At 52.8% G+C, this 23,519-nt stretch carries 21 protein-coding genes; 11 read left to right on the top strand and 10 right to left on the bottom strand.

The genetic code is table 11. The annotated features are described in order from the left end of the window. Positions 1-72 precede the first annotated feature (72 nt). The 3 genes from dnaG to rpsU all read right to left on the bottom strand — a co-directional run bounded on the left by dnaG (position 73) and on the right by rpsU (position 2,635). Complete coding sequence (dnaG, locus tag AYJ59_RS03185) at positions 73-1,812, bottom strand: DNA primase (RefSeq protein ID WP_206197897.1); 1,740 nt, start codon at positions 1,810-1,812, stop codon at positions 73-75. Positions 1,813-1,946: 134 nt separating this feature from the next. Then, the gene (locus AYJ59_RS03180; RefSeq protein WP_127119317.1) at positions 1,947-2,396 is read right to left on the bottom strand and encodes a GatB/YqeY domain-containing protein; all 450 of its coding nucleotides are present in this window, start codon (positions 2,394-2,396) and stop codon (positions 1,947-1,949) included. Positions 2,397-2,419: 23 nt separating this feature from the next. Next, positions 2,420-2,635 carry a 30S ribosomal protein S21 gene (rpsU, locus tag AYJ59_RS03175; protein WP_011371230.1) on the bottom strand — a complete coding sequence of 72 codons (216 nt, stop codon included), beginning with the start codon at positions 2,633-2,635 and terminating at the stop codon, positions 2,420-2,422. Between the two features lie 229 nt (positions 2,636-2,864). Here rpsU and tsaD point away from each other — a divergent pair, with 229 nt between their 5' ends. Next, the gene (tsaD, locus tag AYJ59_RS03170; protein WP_127119316.1) at positions 2,865-3,932 is read left to right on the top strand and encodes a tRNA (adenosine(37)-N6)-threonylcarbamoyltransferase complex transferase subunit TsaD; all 1,068 of its coding nucleotides are present in this window, start codon (positions 2,865-2,867) and stop codon (positions 3,930-3,932) included. A gap of 39 nt (positions 3,933-3,971) precedes the next feature. Here tsaD and plsY read toward each other — a convergent pair whose 3' ends face one another. Next, positions 3,972-4,571 (bottom strand): glycerol-3-phosphate 1-O-acyltransferase PlsY, encoded by a 600-nt coding sequence (gene plsY / locus AYJ59_RS03165; RefSeq protein WP_127120369.1) that lies wholly within the window; start codon positions 4,569-4,571, stop codon positions 3,972-3,974. A gap of 182 nt (positions 4,572-4,753) precedes the next feature. On the opposite strand from plsY, the gene folB reads away from it, so the two are divergent. Then, positions 4,754-5,113 (top strand): dihydroneopterin aldolase, encoded by a 360-nt coding sequence (gene folB / locus AYJ59_RS03160; RefSeq protein ID WP_127119315.1) that lies wholly within the window; start codon positions 4,754-4,756, stop codon positions 5,111-5,113. A gap of 59 nt (positions 5,114-5,172) precedes the next feature. Here the strand turns inward: folB and AYJ59_RS03155 are convergent, their stop codons facing one another. Both AYJ59_RS03155 and AYJ59_RS03150 read right to left on the bottom strand, forming a co-directional pair. Continuing rightward, a complete protein-coding gene (locus AYJ59_RS03155) occupies positions 5,173-5,634 on the bottom strand; it encodes a FliG C-terminal domain-containing protein (RefSeq protein ID WP_127119314.1) in 462 nt (153 codons plus the stop codon). 8 nt (positions 5,635-5,642) lie between these two features. Then, positions 5,643-6,107 carry a FliG C-terminal domain-containing protein gene (locus AYJ59_RS03150; RefSeq protein WP_127119313.1) on the bottom strand — a complete coding sequence of 155 codons (465 nt, stop codon included), beginning with the start codon at positions 6,105-6,107 and terminating at the stop codon, positions 5,643-5,645. Between the two features lie 182 nt (positions 6,108-6,289). Here AYJ59_RS03150 and AYJ59_RS03145 point away from each other — a divergent pair, with 182 nt between their 5' ends. From AYJ59_RS03145 to AYJ59_RS03135, 3 genes are all read left to right on the top strand, one after another. Beyond that, on the top strand, positions 6,290-7,474 hold the full coding sequence (locus tag AYJ59_RS03145; RefSeq protein WP_127119312.1) for a class I SAM-dependent methyltransferase: 1,185 nt from the start codon (positions 6,290-6,292) through the stop codon (positions 7,472-7,474). 42 nt (positions 7,475-7,516) lie between these two features. Further along, positions 7,517-8,326: an undecaprenyl-diphosphate phosphatase gene (locus tag AYJ59_RS03140; protein ID WP_206197896.1), complete on the top strand. Its 810-nt coding sequence runs from the start codon at positions 7,517-7,519 to the stop codon at positions 8,324-8,326. Between the two features lie 87 nt (positions 8,327-8,413). Then, positions 8,414-9,898: an NAD(P)H-hydrate dehydratase gene (locus AYJ59_RS03135; protein ID WP_127119311.1), complete on the top strand. Its 1,485-nt coding sequence runs from the start codon at positions 8,414-8,416 to the stop codon at positions 9,896-9,898. Positions 9,899-9,917: 19 nt separating this feature from the next. Here the strand turns inward: AYJ59_RS03135 and AYJ59_RS03130 are convergent, their stop codons facing one another. The 3 genes from AYJ59_RS03130 to AYJ59_RS03120 all read right to left on the bottom strand — a co-directional run bounded on the left by AYJ59_RS03130 (position 9,918) and on the right by AYJ59_RS03120 (position 13,709). After that, a complete protein-coding gene (locus tag AYJ59_RS03130; RefSeq protein WP_127119310.1) occupies positions 9,918-11,036 on the bottom strand; it encodes a 5-(carboxyamino)imidazole ribonucleotide synthase in 1,119 nt (372 codons plus the stop codon). Positions 11,037-11,200: 164 nt separating this feature from the next. Continuing rightward, positions 11,201-11,713: a 5-(carboxyamino)imidazole ribonucleotide mutase gene (gene purE, locus AYJ59_RS03125; RefSeq protein ID WP_029938762.1), complete on the bottom strand. Its 513-nt coding sequence runs from the start codon at positions 11,711-11,713 to the stop codon at positions 11,201-11,203. Positions 11,714-11,909: 196 nt separating this feature from the next. Continuing rightward, complete coding sequence (locus tag AYJ59_RS03120; protein ID WP_127119309.1) at positions 11,910-13,709, bottom strand: GGDEF domain-containing protein; 1,800 nt, start codon at positions 13,707-13,709, stop codon at positions 11,910-11,912. Between the two features lie 398 nt (positions 13,710-14,107). Between AYJ59_RS03120 and metK the strand changes: the two genes are divergently transcribed. From metK to gshB, 5 genes are all read left to right on the top strand, one after another. Continuing rightward, positions 14,108-15,265, top strand: coding sequence for a methionine adenosyltransferase (gene metK, locus AYJ59_RS03115; RefSeq protein WP_127119308.1), 1,158 nt, complete (start codon positions 14,108-14,110; stop codon positions 15,263-15,265). Positions 15,266-15,350: 85 nt separating this feature from the next. Further along, positions 15,351-16,208, top strand: coding sequence for a methylenetetrahydrofolate reductase [NAD(P)H] (metF, locus tag AYJ59_RS03110; protein WP_127119307.1), 858 nt, complete (start codon positions 15,351-15,353; stop codon positions 16,206-16,208). Positions 16,209-16,221: 13 nt separating this feature from the next. Beyond that, complete coding sequence (locus tag AYJ59_RS03105; protein ID WP_127119306.1) at positions 16,222-16,977, top strand: 16S rRNA (uracil(1498)-N(3))-methyltransferase; 756 nt, start codon at positions 16,222-16,224, stop codon at positions 16,975-16,977. 233 nt (positions 16,978-17,210) lie between these two features. Next, a complete protein-coding gene (gene gshA / locus AYJ59_RS03100) occupies positions 17,211-18,530 on the top strand; it encodes a glutamate--cysteine ligase (RefSeq protein WP_029938767.1) in 1,320 nt (439 codons plus the stop codon). Beyond that, on the top strand, positions 18,527-19,498 hold the full coding sequence (gene gshB / locus AYJ59_RS03095) for a glutathione synthase (RefSeq protein ID WP_029938768.1): 972 nt from the start codon (positions 18,527-18,529) through the stop codon (positions 19,496-19,498). The genes gshA and gshB overlap by 4 nt, the downstream gene beginning before the upstream one ends. Before the next feature lie 71 nt (positions 19,499-19,569). Here the strand turns inward: gshB and AYJ59_RS03090 are convergent, their stop codons facing one another. Further along, positions 19,570-22,218, bottom strand: a complete 2,649-nt coding sequence (locus tag AYJ59_RS03090) for a methyl-accepting chemotaxis protein (RefSeq protein WP_127119305.1) — start codon at positions 22,216-22,218, stop codon at positions 19,570-19,572. A gap of 206 nt (positions 22,219-22,424) precedes the next feature. Here AYJ59_RS03090 and AYJ59_RS03085 point away from each other — a divergent pair, with 206 nt between their 5' ends. After that, a complete protein-coding gene (locus AYJ59_RS03085; RefSeq protein ID WP_127119304.1) occupies positions 22,425-23,468 on the top strand; it encodes an FAD:protein FMN transferase in 1,044 nt (347 codons plus the stop codon). Positions 23,469-23,519: the final 51 nt, after the last annotated feature.

The raw sequence follows: 23,519 nt of genomic DNA, 5'->3' as shown, positions 1-23,519 counted from the left end.
AGATTTTCAATAAGATTTTGAATTTTCATCAAAATCAAACCTGGAAACAGACTGAATTAAACCGCGCGAATCTCAATCGTTTTTGCCCATTAACTTTTCCGTCAGGGCCTTTCTGTCGCGCTCTTTCTGCAGCTCGGTTCCAATTCTCAGCACGATGGCTTTAAATTCATTTTCGATAAACGTATCGTCGTTTTGTATTTCAATGCCGTGAACCTGCTTCAACACCCGTTCACGCGGGGCTTCACCCAACCAGGCCGTGACGGCTTCCGGCACATAATTATTGGCCTGCAATACCTGTACCAATTGTGCCAAAAAGCGGTATTCGGCATTATCGGAGCGCTTCAAATCCGCAATCAAAGCCTCGGAAAACACGCCGCCCCACGAAGGCCGAGCCAACAGCAAGCGAATCAATTTCAACACCACGCTGGTCGCTTTTAAACTCACCGGTTTTTCGGATCGTTTCGCTGACGTCTTCGCCGTCGACGAGACCCGAATGCCCATTACCTGCCCCAGACGCCACACCGGCATTTCCACGTAATCCGACAGAATCTTGGTTAACAAATCCGGCATCGCATCCGGCGCGGATGTTATGTAAGGTTTGGCCAGGGCAATTAATTGCTGCTGCCCTTCTGCACTCGTCAATGGCAATCCCAGGCGCCCAATTAACCCCTTAAACAAAAAGTCGGACAGGGTCATGGATTGCTTGACCCGTGCGTTGAAGCCATCCACGCCTTCTTTGCGAACAGTGGAATCCGGGTCTTCGCCCTGGTCCAAAAACAAAAACCGCACCGAACGAGTGCCGACCATATTGGGCAAGGCCAGTTCCAAGGCTTTCCAGGCCGCTTTTTTGCCAGCCTCATCCCCGTCGAAACAGAACACCACTTCGTTCACTTGACGGAACAGAATATCTAAATGCTCCGCCGTAATCGCGGTGCCCAAGGTGGCGACGGCATTACGAATGCCAAACTGCGCCAACGCCACCACATCCATATAGCCTTCCACAACGAGAATATGGTCGGGGTTTTCGCGCGACTGGCGCATTTCGTACAGACCATAAAGCGTGTATGTCTTATGAAATATGGGCGTTTCTGGCGAATTCAAGTACTTGGGTTGATCTTCCGGGGTGAGAACGCGCCCGCCGAACGCCACAACCCGCCCCCGACCGTCCCGAATCGGGAACATAATGCGATGGCGAAAACGATCGTAGGTCTTACCATCGTCTTTTTGCACCAACATGCCGGTTTCCACCAACTGCTTTTTCAATGTATTGTCGGCTTTGAGGCCTGACACCAAACTATCCCATCCAGGTGGCGCAAACCCAATGACGAAGGTTTTGGCGATATCGGACGTCAGACCACGTTGTTTGAGGTACTGCTTGGCTTCTTCGGAAGCCGGGTGGCTTTTGAGTTGCTGGCGGTAGAATTTAGTGACCGAATGCATGACATCGTATAAATCACGCGTCGCCTGTTGCTGTTTGGCTTCTTTCGGTGAAAGCTTTTCGCGCGGCACTTCCATACCGTTCATGGCCGCCAGAGTCTCCACGGCTTCGACAAACGTCAAACCGTCATATTCCGTCAGGAACTTGATGGCATCCCCGCTGGCGCCACAACCAAAACAGTGGTAAAACTGCTTCTGCGGATTGACATTAAAAGACGGCGTTTTTTCGTCGTGGAACGGACAACAGGCTTTATAGGTGCTACCGGCCTTTTTCAATGGCACGCGCTGATTGATGACTTGCACAATATCGGCGCGCGCCAGCAAATCTTCGATAAAAGAACGTGGGATACTGCCCTTAGGCGATTTTCCAGCCACTTAACGTCGCTCCTTCATTTGATCTGAACACAGCTTATCCACAGAAAAATACACACCCCTTAAACGCAAAAAACCCGCCAGTGCTCACACCTGCGGGTTTATACGATTGTAACCAATTTTTGAACTAAAAGCGCTTAGCCGAGCTTCGACTTAATCAACTTGCTCACTTCGGCCATATCGGCGCGGCCTTGCATTTTCGGCTTTAACAGCCCCATGACTTTGCCCATGTCCTGCATGGAGCTGGCAGACACTTCCGCAATCGCTTCATCAATCATTTGAGCGATTTCCGCTTCCGTCAAAGCTTGTGGCAAGAAGTCCTGGATGATCGTCATCTCAAAGGCTTCCTGTTCAGCCAACTCCGGTCGATCCGCATCCAAATATTGTTGGTGCGAATCCCGTCTTTGCTTCAACATTTTATCCAAAATCGGCAATACTTCGGCATCGTCTTCAAGTGTGGTTTGTTTATCCACTTCAACTTGTTTGATGGCCGCCAGCATGGAACGGATTACCGCCAGGCGCTCTTTTTCCTTCGCCTTCATGGCTTCCTTCATCGAGGAAGTCAGTGTCGCTTTTAATTCTGACATCAATTCAATCCTGAAACCGATGCTTAGTACATACGAGTCGTACGACGGTTTTCACGCGACAAACGCTTAGCCAGACGCTTAACAGCCGCGGCTTTCATGCGCTTTCTAGCCCAAGTAGGCTTTTCATAAAACTCACGCTTACGAGACTCGGTCAATACACCGGCTTTTTCGCAAGCACGTTTGAAACGACGTAGGGCTACGTCAAATGGTTCGGTATCTCTTACTTTTACGCTTGGCATAATCTACTCTTTACTTTTAAATTCGTTTAACGATTTTCAATAGGAAAACCAGGAAAACGCGAATTATAAAATTAACCTTCTAATTTTGCAAACAAAACTTCGGACATTTCCGGTGTTTTTGTTAAAATTCCGAGTCTTTCAAACAACAAAAGCGCTGCCGGAATGGAATTGATGGAATATCCCCCAACGGCCACCGCTTAATAAAACCAATTCACAACCACCATTGATTATGCAAACAACCGACACCAACACGCCGTCCTTGACACTGGGCATTGAGACTTCTTGCGACGAAACGGGCATTGCCCTCTACCATTCCGAAAAAGGCTTGTTGGCACATTCCCTGTACAGCCAGGTCAAATTACATGCCGAATACGGCGGTGTGGTGCCGGAACTGGCCTCGCGCGACCATGTTCGTAAAATCCTTCCGCTGGTACGTGAAACATTGGACAAAGCCCAGATCCAACCGTCAGACATCACCGGCATTGCTTACACACGCGGCCCCGGGTTAATGGGCGCACTACTCTCCGGCGCAGCGGTCGCGCGCAGTCTGGCCTTTGCCTGGCAGCTTCCCGCCGTTGGCGTCCACCATATGGAAGGCCATTTGCTCGCCCCCATGCTGGAAGACACCCAGCCCGAATTCCCGTTTATTTGTTTATTGGTCTCCGGCGGCCACAGCATGATTATCCGCGTGGACGGCATTGGTCGTTACCGCTTACTGGGCGACACCCTTGACGACGCCGCCGGTGAAGCCTTCGACAAAACCGCCAAAATGCTCGGGCTGGGCTATCCGGGCGGCCCGGAAGTCTCGAAACGCGCCTTGCAGGGTGCTTCGGACCGCTACAAATTCCCACGTCCGATGGTGGACCGTCCCGGCCTGGACATGAGCTTCAGTGGTTTAAAAACCTACACATTGAACACTTGGTTAAAAGCAAAAAACGAAAACGATGCCACCGAACAAACGCAAGCCGACATTTGCCGAGCCTTCGAAATGGCGGTGGCCGACACTTTGCGCATTAAATGCAAACGCGCTTTGGAACAGGAAGGCTTGAACCGTTTGGTGGTGTCGGGCGGCGTCAGCGCCAACCGTGAAATTCGCGAACAACTCAGCGCTCTGATGGACAAACGCCACGGCGAAGTCTTTTTCCCACGTTTAGAATTCTGCACCGACAACGGGGCCATGATCGCTTACGCTGGGTCAAAACGTTTGGCGGCCGGTCAAGCGGACGATTTAAACTTTGCCTGCCAACCGCGCTGGGACCTGGAATCCCTCGCGCCCATCGACAACGTAGCCGACTGAACCAAACACCAACTTAAAGCCCCCATCAAACGCCCAAACTTAATCCGGTTTGGGCGTTTTTTTAATCAAATCTTCTTCGCCTTTCAGCAGGCGCTGGATATTACTGCGGTGGCGCCAGAACAGAATCAACGTCATCAAGGTCGTCAACCCGACCCAACTCATTTCGCCATCCGACAGAAAATAAATATACAAAGGCGCCAAAGCCGTGGCGACCAACGCCGACAAGGAGGAAATTTTCAACACCTTGGCCACGAACAGCCAAGTCCCCGCCACGGCAATGCCGATTGGAAAGGACAAACCGAACATCACCCCCAACATGGTGGCGACCCCTTTGCCACCACGAAAGCCGAAAAACACCGGATACAAATGCCCGAGAAAACTCGCGACACCGATCAAAATCACCAAAAGCGGAGACCAACCGGCATAATTTGCCAACGCGACGGGCACAAAACCTTTCAGAATATCCCCCAACAAGGTCACCGCCGCCGGCTTAGAGCCGTACAACCGCTTAACATTGGTCGCCCCCGGGTTCCCGGAACCGTCCTGACGGGGGTCGCCCAAGCCCATCAGCCGACAAACGATTATCGCCGAAGAAATCGATCCCAGACCGTAAGCCGCCAAAATCGCCAACCATTGCATTGTTGTAAAATCCACTCTAAAGAATCCTTTTAATATTTGTCTTGATCTCGGTTAATCGAGACATTCGTCCATGATTTGGAAGCGCTATTTTAACGAAATATGCGATAATTTCGAATAGAATTCATGGTTCTCCCCGGCAAGACGAACCAAATGATTGACCAGAACGGCATAAGAAGGGATTTATGACACAGGACACTATCTTCGTACAAGGCTTAAAAACCCAAGCCATCATCGGAGTGTACGATTGGGAAAAACAATTCAGGCAACCTCTGATTTTCGACTTGGCACTCAGCACCGATTTGCGTGCGGCGGCGAATTCCGACCGACTGGCGGACACCGTTAATTACAAAGCCATTAGCGATGAAATCATCGAACTGGTCGCCGCCAGCCGTTTTGAATTGATTGAATCTCTGGCAGAAGCCATCTGCCAACACCTTTTTGAACACCATGCCGGCGTGTCGGCCATTGAACTGACATTGCACAAACCCAATGCCGTTATCGAAGCTGACTCAGTGGGGCTGAAAATCCGACGTCAACGCTGAAGCCTAACCCAAAAAACGCCCAGGCCTGGGCGTTTTTCACAATCACACCCAACCGGTTATCAACCTTGTCCCATCAACGCTTTCTGCTCTTGAGCGGCTTGGCGAATTTTCGGCACCGCCTGCTCCATATACAAGGACGCCTGATGCACGGTAATTTTGTTTAAGTCGTGATAATCCTGCTGGAATTGCTGACCATTCTGGCGCGATAAATTGCGAATCACTTTATGAAACAAGCGCTCGCCATCGGCCAGGCGCACCATGGTCACCAGTTGTTCAGGCGTCACTTCCGTCGCCAACTTCTGTAATACGCGGTCATCCATCGACACCAACTTGCTTGCCAACGCACGATAAGCGTTCAATTTTTTATTCAAACCCTCCATGTCGTCGGAGGCTTGGCCGCCAAGACGTTCATCGACCAGTTTGTGCAACAATTCCAGTGACTCCAACGGCAATTCAAAAAACACTGGTCCCATTTCCAGTATGTATTGACCGTCGTGATCTCGTTTGGCGGTAATATCCATGCGTCTTCCTAAATGTACTGCGTATTTTTATCAAAAAACTCAATTTTGCCCAGACATTCCAATTCAAACATCTTTTCGACCACCCGTTTGATGGCGGCTTTGGCTTCGTCATTATTGGGCGGTACCGGGTTGGCCATATCCGCTTTCAATTGTTTGGCGAGAATGCCGCCGACATTCCGCAGCACCGCCTCGTTCAATTCCTCGTCCTGAGCGATCACCATCAATTTCAATAAATCCTGGTTATCGACACCTCGCACCAGCAACTGCACACCGGCATCGTCCAACTCTCGGATACGGCACCCCAGTTTAATATAACTTGTCAGGGTCGAGTGGGTTTGGCCATGCTCCAACGCCACCAAGTGCTCCAAGGTGATGTTCAGCAATTCCACCGAAAAACGGTCAAGCCGAATCGACGCATAACCGATATGCACCAACCACTCGTTTTCATGGACTTTTTTAATCCCTAACTTCATGTCTGCTCAAGCCTCATGCACTATAAATTCTGACTGAATAATGACTAAGCAAAAAGACGGCCAAATCCCAATCCAATCTCAACGGATACTATACTATAATAGGGCAGTTCGATTAATCCCCAGTGAGATTCTGCGGAATTTAATTGACTTGCCCTGTAAATTTAAATATCGAATGGCCTCGCATGAAACCGAATCACCAGCTTCCAACCCCGCCCCCCGAAAACCAAGAACGCAGCGACGCCCTGGCCCAGAAAATCCGCCAAACGCTCAAACGCCACGGTTCTTTATCGTTCGCCCACTTCATGCAGATGGCGCTCTATACACCCGGCCTGGGCTATTATTCCAGCGGTTTACCTAAAATCGGCGCGCAAGGCGACTTCATCACCGCGCCGGAAATTTCACCGATTTTTTCGCGCTGTCTGGCTCGCCAAGCCGCACAGGTTCTGGCATCATTGGAACAACCCAACGTCATCGAATTCGGCGCCGGAAAAGGCACCATGGCCAAGGATATCCTGCTGGAATTGGACGCTTTGCAACAACCGGTTGAACACTACTTTATCGTCGAACTCAGTGCCGATTTGCGCGCCCGGCAAGAAGCCACCCTGAAAACCTTGCCGGAAGCCCTGTTCGAAAAAGTCGTCTGGCTGGATCAGCTACCCAAAAAGCCCATGGAAGGCGTTGTCATCGCCAACGAAGTGCTGGATGCCATGCCGGTTGAAAAATTACGTTTAGAGGCCGAACAAAGCCTGCGCGGCTACGTCGCCTACAACGAAAGCAAACAACGCTTCGAATGGGAGTATCATCCGGTAACGGACCCGACCTTGCAAAAGGCCGCCAACGGCATTCTCAACCAGATCGGCCACCCACCGTCACAAGGCTATGAAACTGAAATCAACCTCAACATTCAACCTTGGCTGCAATCCATTTCCGACTTTCTGAGCCACGGCGCTTTACTGCTGGTGGATTACGGCTACACGCGACGCGAGTACTACCAGCCGGCCCGCCGCATGGGTACCTTACGATGCCATTATCAGCACCGCGCCCACAGCGACCCTTTCTTTTACCCAGGCCTGCAAGACATCACCGCCCACGTCGATTTCACCGCCGTGGCGGAATCCGCTTTCGGCGCCGGTTTCAAGGTAGCCGGCTTCACCACCCAAGCGCATTTTTTAATGGGCAGCGGCTTACTGGAAATGTCGGGCGACCCGGAAATGGACATTACCGAATCGTTGAAAATCGCCCAGCAAATCAAAACCCTGACCCTGCCGGATGAAATGGGCGAAAGCTTCAAAGTCATCGCCCTCACCAAAGGGTGCGACCTGTCGTTGATGGGCTTTAAGCTCCGCGATTTAAGACACCAACTCTAAACCGACAAAGCCCCAAACAAACCATTCATACAAGGACGCGGCATGGAACAAACACTGGACTGGATTCAAATCACTTTTCTCGCCATCATTCAGGGCCTGACCGAGTTTCTGCCGATTTCCAGCTCCGGGCATTTGATCCTCATCCCCCAGCTTTTCGGCTGGCAAGACCAGGGCTTGGCATTCGACGTCGCGGTTCACATCGGTACCTTGTCCGCCGTGTTACTGTATTTCCGACAGGACGTCTGGCTCATGACCCGCGACTGGAGCACCTCGTTAGTCACCCGTCAACCCACCAGCAACAGTCGCCTAGCCTGGTGGGTGATTTTCGCCACCTTACCGGCCGTCATTTTCGGATTCATCGTCAACAACGGTTTGGAAGAAGCGCTACGCGACCCGCTGATTATCGCCGCAACCACCATCGGGTTCGGCGCTCTGCTCTGGTGGTCGGACGTCAAAGGTAAACGCATTCGCGACGAACGCAGCTTAAGTTTCAAAGACATCCTCATCATCGGGTTTGCACAGGCTTTGGCGCTGATTCCCGGCACCTCGCGCTCCGGCATCACCATCACCGCCGCGCTGATGGTCGGGTTGACACGTGAAGCGGCGGCCCGCTTCTCTTTCCTATTGTCCATTCCGATTATCCTCGGCGCCGGTCTGTTAAAACTAAAAGACCTTCTCGACAGCGCCCACCCGGTGCAATGGGATGCCATGATCGGCGGCGTCATTCTGTCCGGCCTGACGGCTTACGCCGTGATTGCACTCTTTCTGAAATGGATTAATTCCATCGGCATGGCGCCTTTTGCTTGGTATCGCTTTATTCTCGGCGCAATACTCATCGCCCTGTTTATTTAAAAGGTACCCAGCGTATAATGAACAACATGACGACGCGTAAACCGCGATCGTCTTTTCCGCCACGCTTCCAAACTCAGCAGGTGCCGAATGCCGACCATTGATTTTTACACTGCGGCCCAAAGCCGCGCCATCGACCGCTACGCCATCGAAACCCAAAAACAGCCAGGCCTGCTGCTGATGAAGCGTGCCGCCTATTTCGCCTACCAGACATTGAAAGAAACCCAACCGAACGCCGAAAAAATTCTCCTGCTGTGCGGCAGTGGCAATAACGGCGGCGACGGCTGGGTGCTGGCGCAATACGCCCTGCTGGAAGGACGTCAGGTCACGGCGGTACTGTTAGGGGATGAAACGAAGATTCGCGGCGATGCCCTCGCGGCGTTACAGGAGCTCAAAGCGCTCGGCTTGTCGCCCACTCCCTTTGACAGCAACCGGTTACAGGATGCCGATATCGTCGTGGACGCGGTTTTCGGTACCGGCTTGAATCAGCCGGTTTCCGGCGACTTCGCCGAGATATTCCAACAGGTGAACGACGCCCACAAACCGGTGCTGGCCATCGATATTCCCAGTGGCCTACACGCCGACACCGGCCACATTCTCGGCACCGCCATCCGCGCGTCGCACACCTGCACCTTCATCACCCAGAAACCTGGGTTATACACCCATATGGGCCCGGAAACCGCCGGCAAGATTCATTTCAGCCCGCTATTCCTCAGCCGGGACAGCTACCAAGCGCAAACGCCCATCGCGCACAACCACTCTTTGAAAGACTGGCTGGCGAAACGACCGCCGGTCACCGCTTCCAGCCATAAAGGCCGCCAAGGCACCGTATTATTAGCGGGCGGCAATCACCATATGATGGGCGCCATCCAACTGGCCGGTTTGGCCAGCTTAACCAGCGGAGCAGGCCTGGTGAAAATTGTCACGCAACCGGAACACTTGGTCGCGCTCACCCAAGCGCAACCGGAATTGATGACCTATTTACCAAACGATTTAACCGATCTTCTGCCGCAAACCAGCGCCATCGGATTGGGCCCCGGCCTCGGTCAGGACGACTGGGCGCAGGCCTTATTCCAATGTATTCTGGACGCTGAATCATCCCAATCCATTCCCAAAGTCATGGATGCCGATGCACTGAACCTACTGGCCAAGCAGCCGCAAACACAACCTAACTGGGTGCTGACACCACATCCGGGCGAAGCTGCCCGCTTGCTCGGCACCGATACTGCAGACATCCAGCGAGACCGTTTCAAAGCAGTGATGGCATTGCAAAAACGTTACGGCGGCGTGGTGGTGTTAAAAGGCAACGGCACTTTGGTGTATGACGGGAGACGTATGGAACTGTGTACGGCGGGCAACGCCGGTATGGCAGTCGGCGGCATGGGCGATGTATTGACTGGCGCCATCACCAGCTTTCTGGCGCAAGGCATGGATTTGTTTGAAGCGGCGTGTTTGGGCGTGTCGTTACACGCCCACAGCGGTGACGTGCTGGCAAACCAAACCAGCCAGGCCGGCGTGATTCCGTCCGACCTGGCGTTGACCATGAGTCAACTGCTCAGTTATACCCAGTCGTAACCAAATCGGACGTCTCTGCTTAAGATTCGCTCTTGTCCTCGGCAGGCAAAAATGCGCTCAACTGTTTGATCTGTTCGTACAGCGCGTCTTCCGAATCAGCAACTAGATTGATGTGCCCCAGCTTGCGCCCCGCTCTTTCGGCTTTATCGTATAAATGCAGGAAAGCGTTCGGCATTTTCAACACCTCCGCCACCGGGCCGGTTTCGCCGATGATGTTAATCATCGCCGCCACCGGTTGACGCGGCGACGTATCGCCCAACGGCAGTCCGGTGATGGCCCGCACATGGTTTTCGAACTGGCTGGTCAAAGCACCTTCAATGGTCCAGTGGCCGGAATTATGCACACGCGGCGCCATTTCATTCGCGACTAACCCATCAACCGTTTCGAATAACTCCAACGTCAGCACGCCAACATGATCCAGCTTGTCCAGCAAGGCCTTCATATAGGCTTCAGCCTGCGTCTGGACGGTCTCGGAAATTTGCCGAGCCGGCGCAATGGTGTAACGCAAAATGCCCTCATGATGAACGTTCTGCACCAACGGATAGTAAACGTGCTCGTTATCGGCATTGCGCACCGCGACAATCGACAATTCGCGACTGAAATCGATGAATCCTTCCAGAATCAATTCCCGGCCGCCGATGGCTTTCCAGGCCTGGTCGATTTGCGACTTTTCCTTGAGGACGAATTGCCCCTTGCCATCATACCCTTCGGTGGTGGTTTTCAGAATGGCCGGCAACCCGATTTCTTCCACCGCCTGAGTCAGGTTTTCCAACGAATCCACCACTTGGTAAGGCGCACACGGAATGCTCAGTTCATCGAATAAGCCTTTTTCACGGCCGCGATGCTGAGAATAATACAACGACTTTTCGCCCGGATACACCGGAATGCTACGAGCGATTTCACGCACCATTTCCACCGAGGTGTTCTCGCTTTCATAGGTCATCACATCGGAAAACTTGACCAGGTCTTTCAAGGACTCGACTTCATCAGTGTACATCTGCCCCAGCAAGGCGGATGGTTCGTCATGACTGGTGCCCAAAAAACCGAACTTCTGCCCGAGCGGATAGCCGGCAATCGCCAACATACGGCCCAATTGGCCGGCTCCCAAAACACCGATTTTCTTTGTGATAGGCGTCATATCGCTCCTCAATTTCCGTTGTTTGCTGTGGTGATGACTTATTCATTCGACCGATGGTCATGCATGACATTGAGCGCCTTTTCCGGTTATTCGACCGGAAAAGGACAAGACAGGTATTTTACGTGAAAAGCCGCGAACTGGGTAGGGAATCTACTCGCGAAACGTCAGTCGCGCGGATCCGGGTTATCCAACACGAACTGGGTTTGTGCTTCACGGAAAGCGCGCACGGCTTCACGCACAGCCGGGATATGTGTGCCGACCATTTGCGACGCCAGGATACCGGCGTTCTTGGCACCGGCGTCGCCGATGGCCAAGGTACCGACCGGAATGCCGCCCGGCATCTGCACGATGGACAACAGCGAATCTTCACCGCTCAAGGCACGAGATTGAACCGGCACACCCAAAACAGGCACGATGGTCTTGGCGGCAACCATGCCCGGCAAATGCGCCGCACCGCCGGCACCGGCAATGATGACTTGCAAGCCACGGGCTTCAGCCGTTTGGGCGTATTCAAACATCAAATCCGGCGTTCGGTGCGCGGACACCACCTTGACCTCATAAGGCACACCGAATTGCTCCAGCATGTCCACGGCGTTTTTCATGGTAGGCCAGTCCGATTTGGACCCCATAATGACACCGACCAACGGTGTTTGATTTTCAGTTTTCACGGTCGACATAATTTCGTACCTGTTTTGAAAAAAGCGGCTAATTTTACATGAACCTGACCACTTTGCAAGCAAAAAAGATTCAACGGGTAAAACCCAAGTCTTTGTTATGACTGATTTTTTAAAAGACCAAAACCGACCAGGCCTGGCCAAAAGCAACATCCTATCACACGATTCAAACAAGCTTAAAAGAAGTGAATTGACTCGGTCAGGCGCGCATCAGCCCGACTTGACGGGAGTCCACCACATAATAGGTGTTGCCCCCTTGGGATTTGGCACCTTTTTTGGCGCGCGTGGCGTAAGACGATAGTTTTTGAGTGTGGTCGAACACGCCGGGATGCACCAGCAACACCCCCAGCGATAACGACATCATTGGAAAGAAAACCTTTTCACCCGCTCGGTCCTCGGCATAAATGCCGCCGCGATGACGGTCTTCCTGAGTGTAAAAATTCAAACTGGCGAACTGGAAGCCTTTCAAAATGCGCTGACACACCATTTCATATTGCATATCCGGCATCACCACCACAAAATCGTCCCCACCGACATGCCCGATAAAGGCTTCCTGCACACCGAGGGACTCTTTCAACACCCGCGCCACCGCGCTGATGACCTGATCCCCCTGTTCGAAACTGTAATAATCGTTATACGGCTTGAAATTATCGACGTCGACGTAAATCACCACAAACGGCGACTGACGATCGAGGTATTCCTGAATCATATTCTGAATCGGCACATTGCCCGGTAAACCGGACAGCGGATTGGCGTACTGCGCACTGCGGATTTTCAAGTCGGTGATGACCCGCAACAATTCCATAAAGGAACCACAGCCTTTGTAATTGCCCTTATCGGTCAAAATAAAGGTGCCCTTATCGTAGGAACCGTTTTCGGTGATTTCCCGACTCGCTTCCACCAATGGCGTATTGATATCGAACACCAGCGGCGACGGGTCCATCAATTTAGCGATGTTTTTGCGGCCGTGCAAATCGCGCCCAAATTTACTGGCCAGCAGCTCGGTCAATTCGCGCCGCCACACCATGCCATGCACTTGCCCCTTCTCGACAATCGGCACATAATCCACTCCCGGGCGCTGTAACAACTCGTCCGTCATCTGATCAATCGTCGTGCTCAAAGGCATGGTGAACGCTTCCCGACACAACAACTTCACCGTTTCTTTCGGATTAGTCACATCCTGAACGACTTCGTTCCACTTGTAATCCAATGTCAGGGCCGTGGACGGCGACGGGCGTTTCAACAAATACCCTTGCACAAAATCCACGCCCAGTTTTTCCAAAATCTGCAATTCGGCTTCGGTTTCCACGCCTTCTGCAATGATCTTGGTTCCCATGCTTTTCGCCAGAGTCAGAATGGTTTCCATAAACCGATATTTGTCGGCTTGCTTGTCGATGTTGGCAATAAAGTGTTTATCGATTTTTACGAAATCGGGTTTGACCTCCGACCACAGCTTCAAGCCGTTATAACCGGACCCTAAATCATCAATAGCGACCTTGAACCCCATCTTGCGGTAATGTTGAATGGCGTTCAGAAACAGGCCGCTGTCCTCCACCGGCTGCAATTCGGTAATTTCAATCACCACCTGATGAATATTCAAACCATAATAATTCAAGCAATCCAGTGTCAGGCCGGAACGGTGGTCGACATTCATCAACGAGCTGACCGACACATTCAGAAACAGCTTAGCCTGGTTCTGATGCTGTGCCACCGCTTTCATAAAGTTTTTAATGGACACCCGGCGCGCCATCAAATCCATTTCCAGCAAGCAGCCGTGATCCGACGCCAAACGGAACAGATGGGCGGGTGAATACAAGGCGGAATTATCCGGGCCGCGCGTTAAAGCTTCAAACGCAAACACGGAACGCGTTTTCAGGCCCACAATCGGCTGAAAATGCGTTTGAATCCGCTGGTGATCGAAAATATCTTTCAATTCCCGGCCCAATGGCGAATGTTGTAAGCCGGAACATTTTTCGTCCGGCAAAGTCACTCTTTCCACGACTCACTCCGTTTCAATTTCTCTGCCTCCGGCACCTGCGCCCAAAGACCCAATTTGAAGCGAATGGTAACAAAATGCCAGTCACGCCAATATGACAGTTTGATGATACTCCCCCGCCATTCACGGCATACCATAGCATTCAGAGTAAACACCTTACGGTTTTTAGGCCCAGCAATTCCAGACATTTCCCCAATAAAACCAAGTCTAAATTCCCCAAAATTCGATAAAAAACTTGCATCTACCGCACAATTTAACGAAAATTGCGCCTAGCGCCGATTTGACTCATCAGCTTGCGGGCGCCTAAATAAGTACGGCTAAAGCGAGGAGACGTTTCATCCTTTCCCGCCTGATATTCCGTATCTCAACTTTGCAATACTAAAACTTGAGGACAGTTATCCATGACCACCACTGTATTTACGTCTGAATCCGTTTCCGAAGGCCACCCAGACAAAATCGCCGACCAAATTTCAGATGCCATGCTGGACGCCATCCTAAAACAGGACCCGAAAGCACGCGTCGCCTGCGAAACCTTTGTCAAAACCGGCATGGTCATGCTGGGCGGGGAAATCACCACCGAAGCCTGGGTCGACCAGGAAGAACTCGTACGAAAAGTCGTGAATGACATCGGCTACAACCACGGCGACCTGGGCTTTGACGGCAGCACCTGCGCGGTACTGAGTTCCATCGGTAAACAGTCCCCGGAAATCGCCCAGGGCGTGGACGAATCCAATGACCACGAACAAGGTGCGGGCGATCAGGGCTTAATGTTCGGTTACGCCTCCAACGAAACTGAGGTATTGATGCCGGCGCCGATTTTTTATGCTCACCGCTTGATGGAAAAACAAGCCGACTGCCGCAAATCCGGCCAATTGAACTGGCTGAGACCGGACGCCAAAAGCCAAGTAACCTTGCGCTATGAAAACGGCCAACCGGTCGCCATTGATGCCGTGGTATTGTCCACCCAGCATTCGCCGGACATCGACAACAAACACCTGCACGAAGCGGTCATGGAAGAAATCATCAAGCCGGTGCTCCCGGCCGAATGGCTCCATGCCGATACTCAATACCACATCAACCCGACCGGGCGTTTCGTCATCGGTGGACCGGTGGGCGATGCCGGTTTGACCGGCCGTAAAATCATTGTCGACACCTACGGCGGCATGGCCCGTCACGGCGGCGGAGCCTTCTCGGGCAAAGACCCATCCAAAGTGGACCGCTCCGCGGCCTATGCCGGTCGTTATGTGGCGAAAAACATCGTCGCGGCCGGTTTGGCAGACAAATGCGAGATTCAGGTCTCCTACGCCATCGGCGTCGCGGAACCGACCTCCATCAGCATCGACACCTTCGGCACCGAACGCATTCCGGTCAGCCGCATCGAACAACTGGTGCGCGAACATTTCGATTTGCGTCCGAAAGGCCTGATCGCGATGCTCGACCTGTATCGTCCGATTTATCGCCAGACGGCGTCCTACGGCCATTTCGGCCGCGAATTGCCGGATTTCACCTGGGAAAAGACCGACAAAGCCGAGGCCCTGAAAGCCGACGCCGGACTCTAAGCGACCTGTTTCGCTGACCCCGGCCGCCTCATCGCCTGACCGCCGTTTAATACGGCGATCATCCAGAAAAGCGCAAGGAAAACACATGCAGTCACAACAACAATATGAACAAAAAATCAGCTTGGAATTCTTCCCGCCCCGTACCGAAAAAGGCATGGAAAAGCTGAAAACCGTTATTCAGGAACTCTCACCGATTCAGCCGGAATACATGTCCGTGACTTACGGTGCCGGCGGCACCACCCAAAGCCGTACCATCGATACGGTGCGTTACATCCAAACCGAAACCGATAACGAAGCGGCGCCACACTTGACCTGCATCGGCGCGTCCGAGGAAAGTGTTCTGGAGTTGCTCGACACTTACGAAGCCATGGGCATCAAGCGCATCGTCGCTCTGCGCGGCGACCTGCCGTCCGGCATGATGGATCCGGGCGAATTCAAATACGCCAGCGACCTCATCGCCTTCATCCGACGCGAGCGTGGCGATACCTTCAAGCTGGAAGTGGCCGCCTACCCGGAAACCCATCCGCAAGCGCGTAACTGCAACATCGGCATCAAATGGTTCAAACACAAGGTGGAACAAGGTGCCGACTCCGCCATCACCCAATATTTTTACAATGTCGACAGCTACCTGTATTTCATCGACAACTGCGAGCGCTCCGGCATCGACCTTCCGATTGTGCCGGGCATCATGCCGATCACCAACTATGAAAACCTGGTGCGTTTCTCCGAAGGCTGTGGCGCGGAAGTGCCCCGTTGGTTGAAATGTCGTCTGGAAAGCTTTGAAGACGACCAGGAAAGTTTGCTAGCATTCGGTGAAGACGTGGTCACGGAACTGTCACAACGTTTGCTGGACGCCGGTGCCCCCGGTCTGCACTTTTACAGCATGAACCAATCCAAACCGGTGTTGAATATCGTTAACCAACTGACGTTTAAAGACCGCTGATTTCGGGCGCATCATGAGAATTCCGCGTTTCTATCTGCCCGCCGACCTGACCGCCGGGCAAACCCTGTCTTTGGACAAGGATCAGGCGCATTACGCTCTGACGGTGTTGCGCTTGAAACATGACCGACCGGTCGAAGTCTTTGACGGGCGCGGCACCTGTGCCCAAGCCACACTATTGCACACCAGCCGCCGCACCGCCGACGTAGTCATCGAAAGTACGGCGTCACCGGTGACCGAATCGCCGTTGGAAACGGTTTTATTGCAAGGCATCTCCAAAGGCGACCGTATGGATTACAGCATCCAGAAAGCGGTGGAACTCGGCGTGACCCGCATTCAACCGCTGTTCACCGAACGCTGTGATGTGAAGCTGAGCGGCGACAAACAGGACAAGAAACGTCGTCAATGGCAAGACATCGCCATCAACGCCTGTGAGCAATCCAACCGCAATGTGGTGCCGGAAATTGCCCAACCCGAAACCTACCAGGCCTGGCTGAAAGCCGCGAACGCTCCGAGCGGACTGGTGCTCAGCCCTACGGCGGAGCACTCCCTGACCACATTAAACCCAAGTTTGGCGGAAAGTCCCATTCACTTGCTCATCGGGCCGGAAGGCGGCTTGACGGATGATGAAGTCGACCAAGCCGTGGCCGCGGGCTTGACGGCCATCCAACTTGGGCCGCGCATTTTGCGCACCGAAACCGCCGCCCCGGTGATTCTCGCCGCCTTGCAAACGCTATGGGGGGATTTCAACACCCCGATGACCGCCTCATGACGCAAACAGCGACCTGCAAACCGGAAACGATTTTGTATAATGAGAACTTTGCATGAGTGAGATGCGAGAGAAAAATGAGGAAAAAACTGACTGATCAAGGCGTAAAACGCAGCTAATAGCTCGCTATTGGCAAGTTTTACAACGACAATCAGGCGGTTTTTAACCATTTTTATCCGTGTAATCATCTCGTACAAAGCTCTCATAACCTTTACTGTTTAACATTCGAGAACACTATGCCATTATCAACCAATCAAGTCCCCCACCTGCAAACGGCCCTCACCGGTCCCCTTCTGGAACTGGAAGAACATTTGCTTAATCACCAGGCGGACATCGAATGCTGGTTCCGAAAACAATTTAAAGAAACGCCCGCGCCTTTCTATGCATCGGTGGATTTGCGCAACGCCGGTTATAAACTGGCACCGGTTGATACCAATCTGTTCCCGGCCGGTTTCAACAACCTACACCCCGACTTACGCCCTTTGGCGATTCAAGCCGCGCAAAGCGCCGTCACCCAAGCCTGTCCGATTGCCGACGGCGTTCTGCTGATTCCGGAGAACCATACCCGAAACCAGTTTTATCTGGAGAACCTCGCCGTCTTGCAGGAAATCCTGATTGCCGCCGGCTACGAAGTGCACATCGGCAGCCTGAACCCAGAAATCACCGAGCGCACCGAAATCGAGCTGCCGTCCGGCAAAACGCTGGTGCTTCGTCCTCTGGAAAAACAGGACGACCGCGTCGGGGTCGACGACTTCTTTCCATGCGCCGTCCTGTTGAACAACGATTTGTCCAGCGGCCGCCCGGAAATCCTGGAGAACATCGATCAAACCTTACTGCCGCCGCTGGACCTGGGCTGGGCCGATCGCTTTAAAACCGAGCATTTCGACCACTACAAAAACGTCTCCAACGAATTTTCGAAAATGGTCGACATCGACCCTTGGTTGATTAACCCCATGTCGATGCAATGCGGTCCGGTGGACTTTAAGGAGCGTGAAGGGTTGGAATGTCTGGCCGGCGCGGTCAATACCGTCTTGCAGGAAACCCAACGTTATTATGACCAGCACGACATCGCCTGTAAGCCGTTTGCCATCGTCAAATCCGACAGCGGCACTTATGGCATGGCCATCATGTCGGTCGATACCCCGGAAGACGTTCTGAACCTCAACCGCAAACAACGCAACAAGATGTCCTCCGCCAAGGAAGGATTGGTTGCCAAACAAATGCTGGTGCAGGAAGGTGTTTACACCCACGAAACCATCAATGACGCCGTGGCGGAGCCGGTGGTCTACATGATTCATAACCAAGTGGTCGGAGGCTTTTACCGAGTGCACACCGGTAAAACCGCCACCGACAATTTGAATTCCCCGGGCATGCATTTCGAATCCCTTTCGTTTGCGACTTCCTGCGTGATGCCGGACCAAACCCAGGCTCCGGATGCCAGCCCGAACCGCTTTTATGCCTACGGCGTAGTGGCCCGTCTGGCCTTGCTGGCCGCGGCACGTGAAATCGCCGATGCCAAACGCGAAGCTTCCGACGAAAAAAAGGCCGCCTCATGAGTTTACTGAACGTCGGCATCGTGATGGACCCGATCGCGGACATCAAACCTTATAAAGACAGTTCCTTCGCCATGCTGCTGGAAGCCCAACGCCGCGGCCACCAACTGCACTATATGGAACCGACCGACTTGTTTTTAAAGAACGGTCGGCCCTTTGCCGAAACCACCGAACTGAAAGTCTGGGACCGAGCCAAAAGCGACACCACCTCACAGTTCTATGGTTTCGGTGCTAGCCATGAAACCGATTTGAACGAATTGGATATTATTTTGATTCGTCAGGATCCGCCGTTCAATAACGACTATCTATACGCCACCCATATGCTGGAGCTGGCTGAAGCACAGGGCGTACTGGTGGTCAACAAACCGCAGTCCCTGCGCGACGCCAATGAAAAGCTGTTCGCCAGCTGGTTCCCGCAGTGCATTCCGCCGACACTGGTCGCTGCCGATGCCGCTCGCTTGAAGCAATTCATCCAAGACCACCAGGATGTCATCTTGAAACCTTTGGATGCAATGGGCGGCGCGTCGATTTTCCGGGTCACCGCACAAGACCCGAACATCAACGTCATTATCGAAACCATGACCGATCACGGGCGTCATCACATTATGGCGCAAATTTATCTACCGGAAATCAAACAGGGTGACAAACGTATTCTATTGGTGAATGGCGAACCCATGCCGTATGCGCTGGCGCGCATTCCCGCCGAAGGGGAAACCCGCGGCAACATTGCCGCCGGCGGCCAAGGCGTGGGCGTAGCTTTAACGGAACGGGATGAATGGTTATGTGAACAGATTGCGCCGACCTTGCGTCGTAAAGGGCTGCACTTTGTGGGATTGGACGTCATCGGCGATTACATCACCGAAATCAACGTCACCAGCCCGACCTGCATTCGGGAGTTGGACGAACAATATGGGTTGAACATCGCCGGTGCACTGTTCGACCATCTCGAAAGCTTAATGCCACCGGCTTAAAACCGATTGCTCACCGATTACGTTTGTTGAATCCGAAGATGAAAAACGCCCAGGCCTGGGCGTTTTTCCGTTTATCCGGCGCGTAACGCCGGAAGCGGTTCGGTGCGACTATGCTCGAACACCACCTGTTCCAAAACGCCGAGCGCCTTGTCGAGCTTCTCGGTGACGATAACGAACTCATCCAACATGCCGTCCTGCAGGGACAAGGTGTTGAAATCTTCCGGCAGACACTTGGCGTCACGACACTCCAGCACCAATTTCACCAGATTATGCTGCCGGACGTGCAACTCCATGACTTCCTTCATTTGATCCAAGGCTTCCAGAGACGGGTCGGCGCTCAATAACTGCCCCAATGCCTGGCCGACACTGCAGCGCGTCGGATCCACCGCCGCCTGCAAATCGATGTCCACCTCCATACCGCACAGATAAGACTGAACCATCGTACGCCAGATGCGCATTTTCTGACGGGCTTCGGACAGCCGGACACCGTGTACCGCCGGATAACTTTGCGCTTTCCCCTGCATCAGGCTTTCACTGATTTGGAACTTCTGTACTTCATTGGTCAGTAGACTGGCTTGGTCATGTAAGGATTCCGCCGACGCCGAGGTTTCTTCCACCAGCGCGGCGTTGTTTTGAATGTTTTCATCCAAGGACCCGAGGGCGCGGGTCACTTCCGACACACTTTGTTGCTGGTCGCTGATGGAAGCCGTCACCGTCTCCAGAGTGCTTCCGATTTTGGCGACACTCTCATTGACTTGTTTGAACACTTCATGCGATTGCTGAACCCGGTCGGCACCCTCATTGATGCGTTGCCCGGAATCCTCAATCAGTTTTTTGATTTCCTGCGCGGCATCGGCGGATTTGGCCGCCAGCGTGCGCACCTCATTCGCCACCACCGCAAAACCGCGCCCATGCTCTCCGGCACGCGCCGCTTCCACCGCAGCGTTCAACGCCAGCAAATTGGTTTGGAAAGCGATGCTGTCGATCATGCCGATGATGTCGCCGATTTTGGCGGAGGTTTCACGAATGCTTTCCATCGCTTCCACCGACGCCAACATCACTTCGCCGGCCTTATCGTTTTCCTGCATGGTTTCCCGCGTCAAGCCGGATACTTCGGTTAAGGATTGGGTGTTTTCAATCTGCAACTGGTTGATGTTCTGCATGGTGGCGTTCAACTCTTCCAGCGTGGCGGCCGCTTGCTGAGTACGCACCGACAAATCGTTGGCGGCCTTGGCCGAATCGCTGGACGCATTACTGGCCGACGCCGCCACTTCTTTGATTTGCAGCATGATGACGCTCAAATTATCCAGCGACACATTCATCGCGCCTTTCATCGCCGCCAAAGAACCTTGCAAATCTTTTTCCACCCGCGTGGTCATATTGCCGGACGCCAGATTGACCATCACCCCGACCATGTCTTCCAAAGCCCCGTTCATGGTCGCCAACAAGGCATTGATGTCCGTCGCCGTGGTGTGGAAAAACCCTTCCAGCCCCTGAGTGTTCAACTTAATATCGGTATGCCCTTTCGACGCCAATGACAAAGCATTGTTCAAAGTCTCTTCAATGCTACGTTGCTGTGTTAAATCCATCCACTCGACAATGGTGCCGATGCGTTTTTGTTCATCATTGATGACCGGCTGCATGGTCAATTTCAAAATCAAATTTCCGACCGAAATTTCCGCCACATGCTTATCGGTCAAATTCGCCAACAACTGTTTTTGATGCTGGGGATGGCGATGGAACACATCAATCGATTTACCCACCAAATTATCGGCATCGAACCCGGGCACTTCTTCGGCAATCGCCGAGGCGTGACGTTTCAATAAATCGTGGAGGGCGTGGTTCAAATAGATGACGTCGTTATTCTGGTCGGCCACCATCATATTAGTGGTGGCGCTGTCGAGCGCAACCTTCAATCGGGTGTTTTCATGCAGCTGGCGGGTGCGTTGTGCGGTTTCCGCACCGACTTGCGTCTGCATCATTTTCACCGAGGCCAACACCCCGCTCAGGGAATGAAAACCGTAGGTCTCCAAATCGGAATGGAAATTGCCGCTGCGCACTTGCGTCATGATTTGGCGCGCTTTCTTCAAGCGGGAGAAAACATAACGCCGCCCCATAAAGGTGCCCACCAACAGAATCGCCGCGACGGGCAAACCGACCGCCGCCGGAATCGTCAACAACCCGGCCGACGTCACGGCTTGCAAGGCGATTAAGAACACAATCAACGACACCATGACGTTGACCGGATGAATGTGATGGAAGAGATTGAAACGTCGGGACGGGCTCATCAAATAGCCCTGACGAATCGACGCCTTGCCATTTTGAATCTGTTTGTAAAGCGCCTCGGCCGAGGCCTTTTCCGCATCGGAAATGCGTGTCCGAACCGATTGATACCCAACCAGCTCGTTGGCTCGCAATACCGGCGTGATGTTGGCTTTCACCCAATAGAAATCGCCATTCTTACAACGGTTTTTGACATACTGCGTCCAGGGTTTGCCTTGCTTGAGCGTTTGCCATAAATCTTTGAACACCGCCGCCGGAACATCCGGGTGCCGCAAAATATTGTGCGGCTGCCCTATCAACTCCTGGCGGGTATAACCGGAGATGTCGACAAAGTCGTCATTACACTCAACAATGGTTCCGTTCAAATCCGTCGTCGAAATAATCGTCGACCCCGGCTTCACCTCTCGTTCGTTTCCTGTCAGCTCTACTTTTTTCATTTTTAACCGTTCTTTCACCCTTTAAGGGTTAGAATAACCACACTGAATACTCTGGTCATCGCGGACATTTTCATCGGAAATTCGAGGGTTAATACGTTTTAACAATCACGAATATTTGTTTACGCGGATGAACCTTTTCTCATTATAAACATATTTTATAAAAACCCAAATTTTGTTTTATCCAATACATTTCAAGTAAATTCCATATGAAATTCAACGGTTTTCCATTCAAACACTTCACCATCGCTGTCCTCGCCTTTTGGGGACTGACCACCTGTTCTCCGCCCCCCCAAACCGTTCAGGAAGTGTTTTACGTGTTCGGCACCGAAGTGCGGGTCGAAATCGTCGACGCGCCGCAAGCCAAAGCCGAACACGCCATTCAGGGCATCGAAGCCACCTTCCAGCAATTCAATCAGGATTGGCACGCCTGGGAAAAAGGCGGCATTCTCGGCAACATCAACGACGCCATCGCCGCCCGGCAACCGATTACCATTGCCGACAGCGTCAAACGCTTTATTCTCAAATCGCAAACCCTCGCCGCCGAATCGGATTATCTGTTCGATCCCGGCATCGGACAATTGATTGAGCTCTGGGGCTTTCACTCCGAAGACTGGCACGGGCCGCCGCCCAATGAAGAAACCCTCCAGGCCTGGCTAAAATCGCGCCCGTCCATTCGCGACATTTATTTCAAAGGCAACACCCTTTACAGTCGAAACTCGAATGTGCGTCTCGACTTCGGCGGCAATGCCAAAGGATTGGCGCTCGACTTGGCGATTGAAAGTTTATTGCACGCCGGCATTGAAAACGCCATCGTCAACATCGGCGGTGACATGCGCATCATCGGTTCGAAAAACCCGGAAAACCACCAGGCCTGGCGCATCGGCATCCAAGACCCGGACCACCCGAACACCGCCTTGGCGAGCTTGCAAATCAACGGCGACGAAAGCATCGTCACGTCCGGCACCTATCAGCGTTATTTCACCTGGAAAGGCAAGCGTTACAGCCACATCATCAACCCGAATACCGGTTACCCGGCGGATCACTTCATTTCCGTCACGGTGGTGCACCCGGATGCGACCACCGCCGACGCCGCCGCCACGGCCCTGATGATTGCCGGGCCGTCCGGCTGGGAAAAAATCGCCCGTCAGATGGGCATCAACGAAGCCTTTATGGTGGACGAAAACCGTCAAACCTACGCCACACCGACCATGAAAAAACGTTTGCACTTACTGGATGCGAAAAACTCGTAAAAAAACCGTCAAAACCGGCCACTAAAAAATCAACGCGATTTGGCAAGCTGA

The sequence above is a fragment of the Thiomicrospira sp. S5 genome (genome assembly GCF_003991075.1).
Taxonomy (GTDB): Bacteria; Pseudomonadota; Gammaproteobacteria; order Thiomicrospirales; family Thiomicrospiraceae; genus Hydrogenovibrio; species Hydrogenovibrio thermophilus.
Note: the sequence above shows the minus strand (reverse complement) of the source record. Positions and strands in the feature narration are given on the sequence as shown.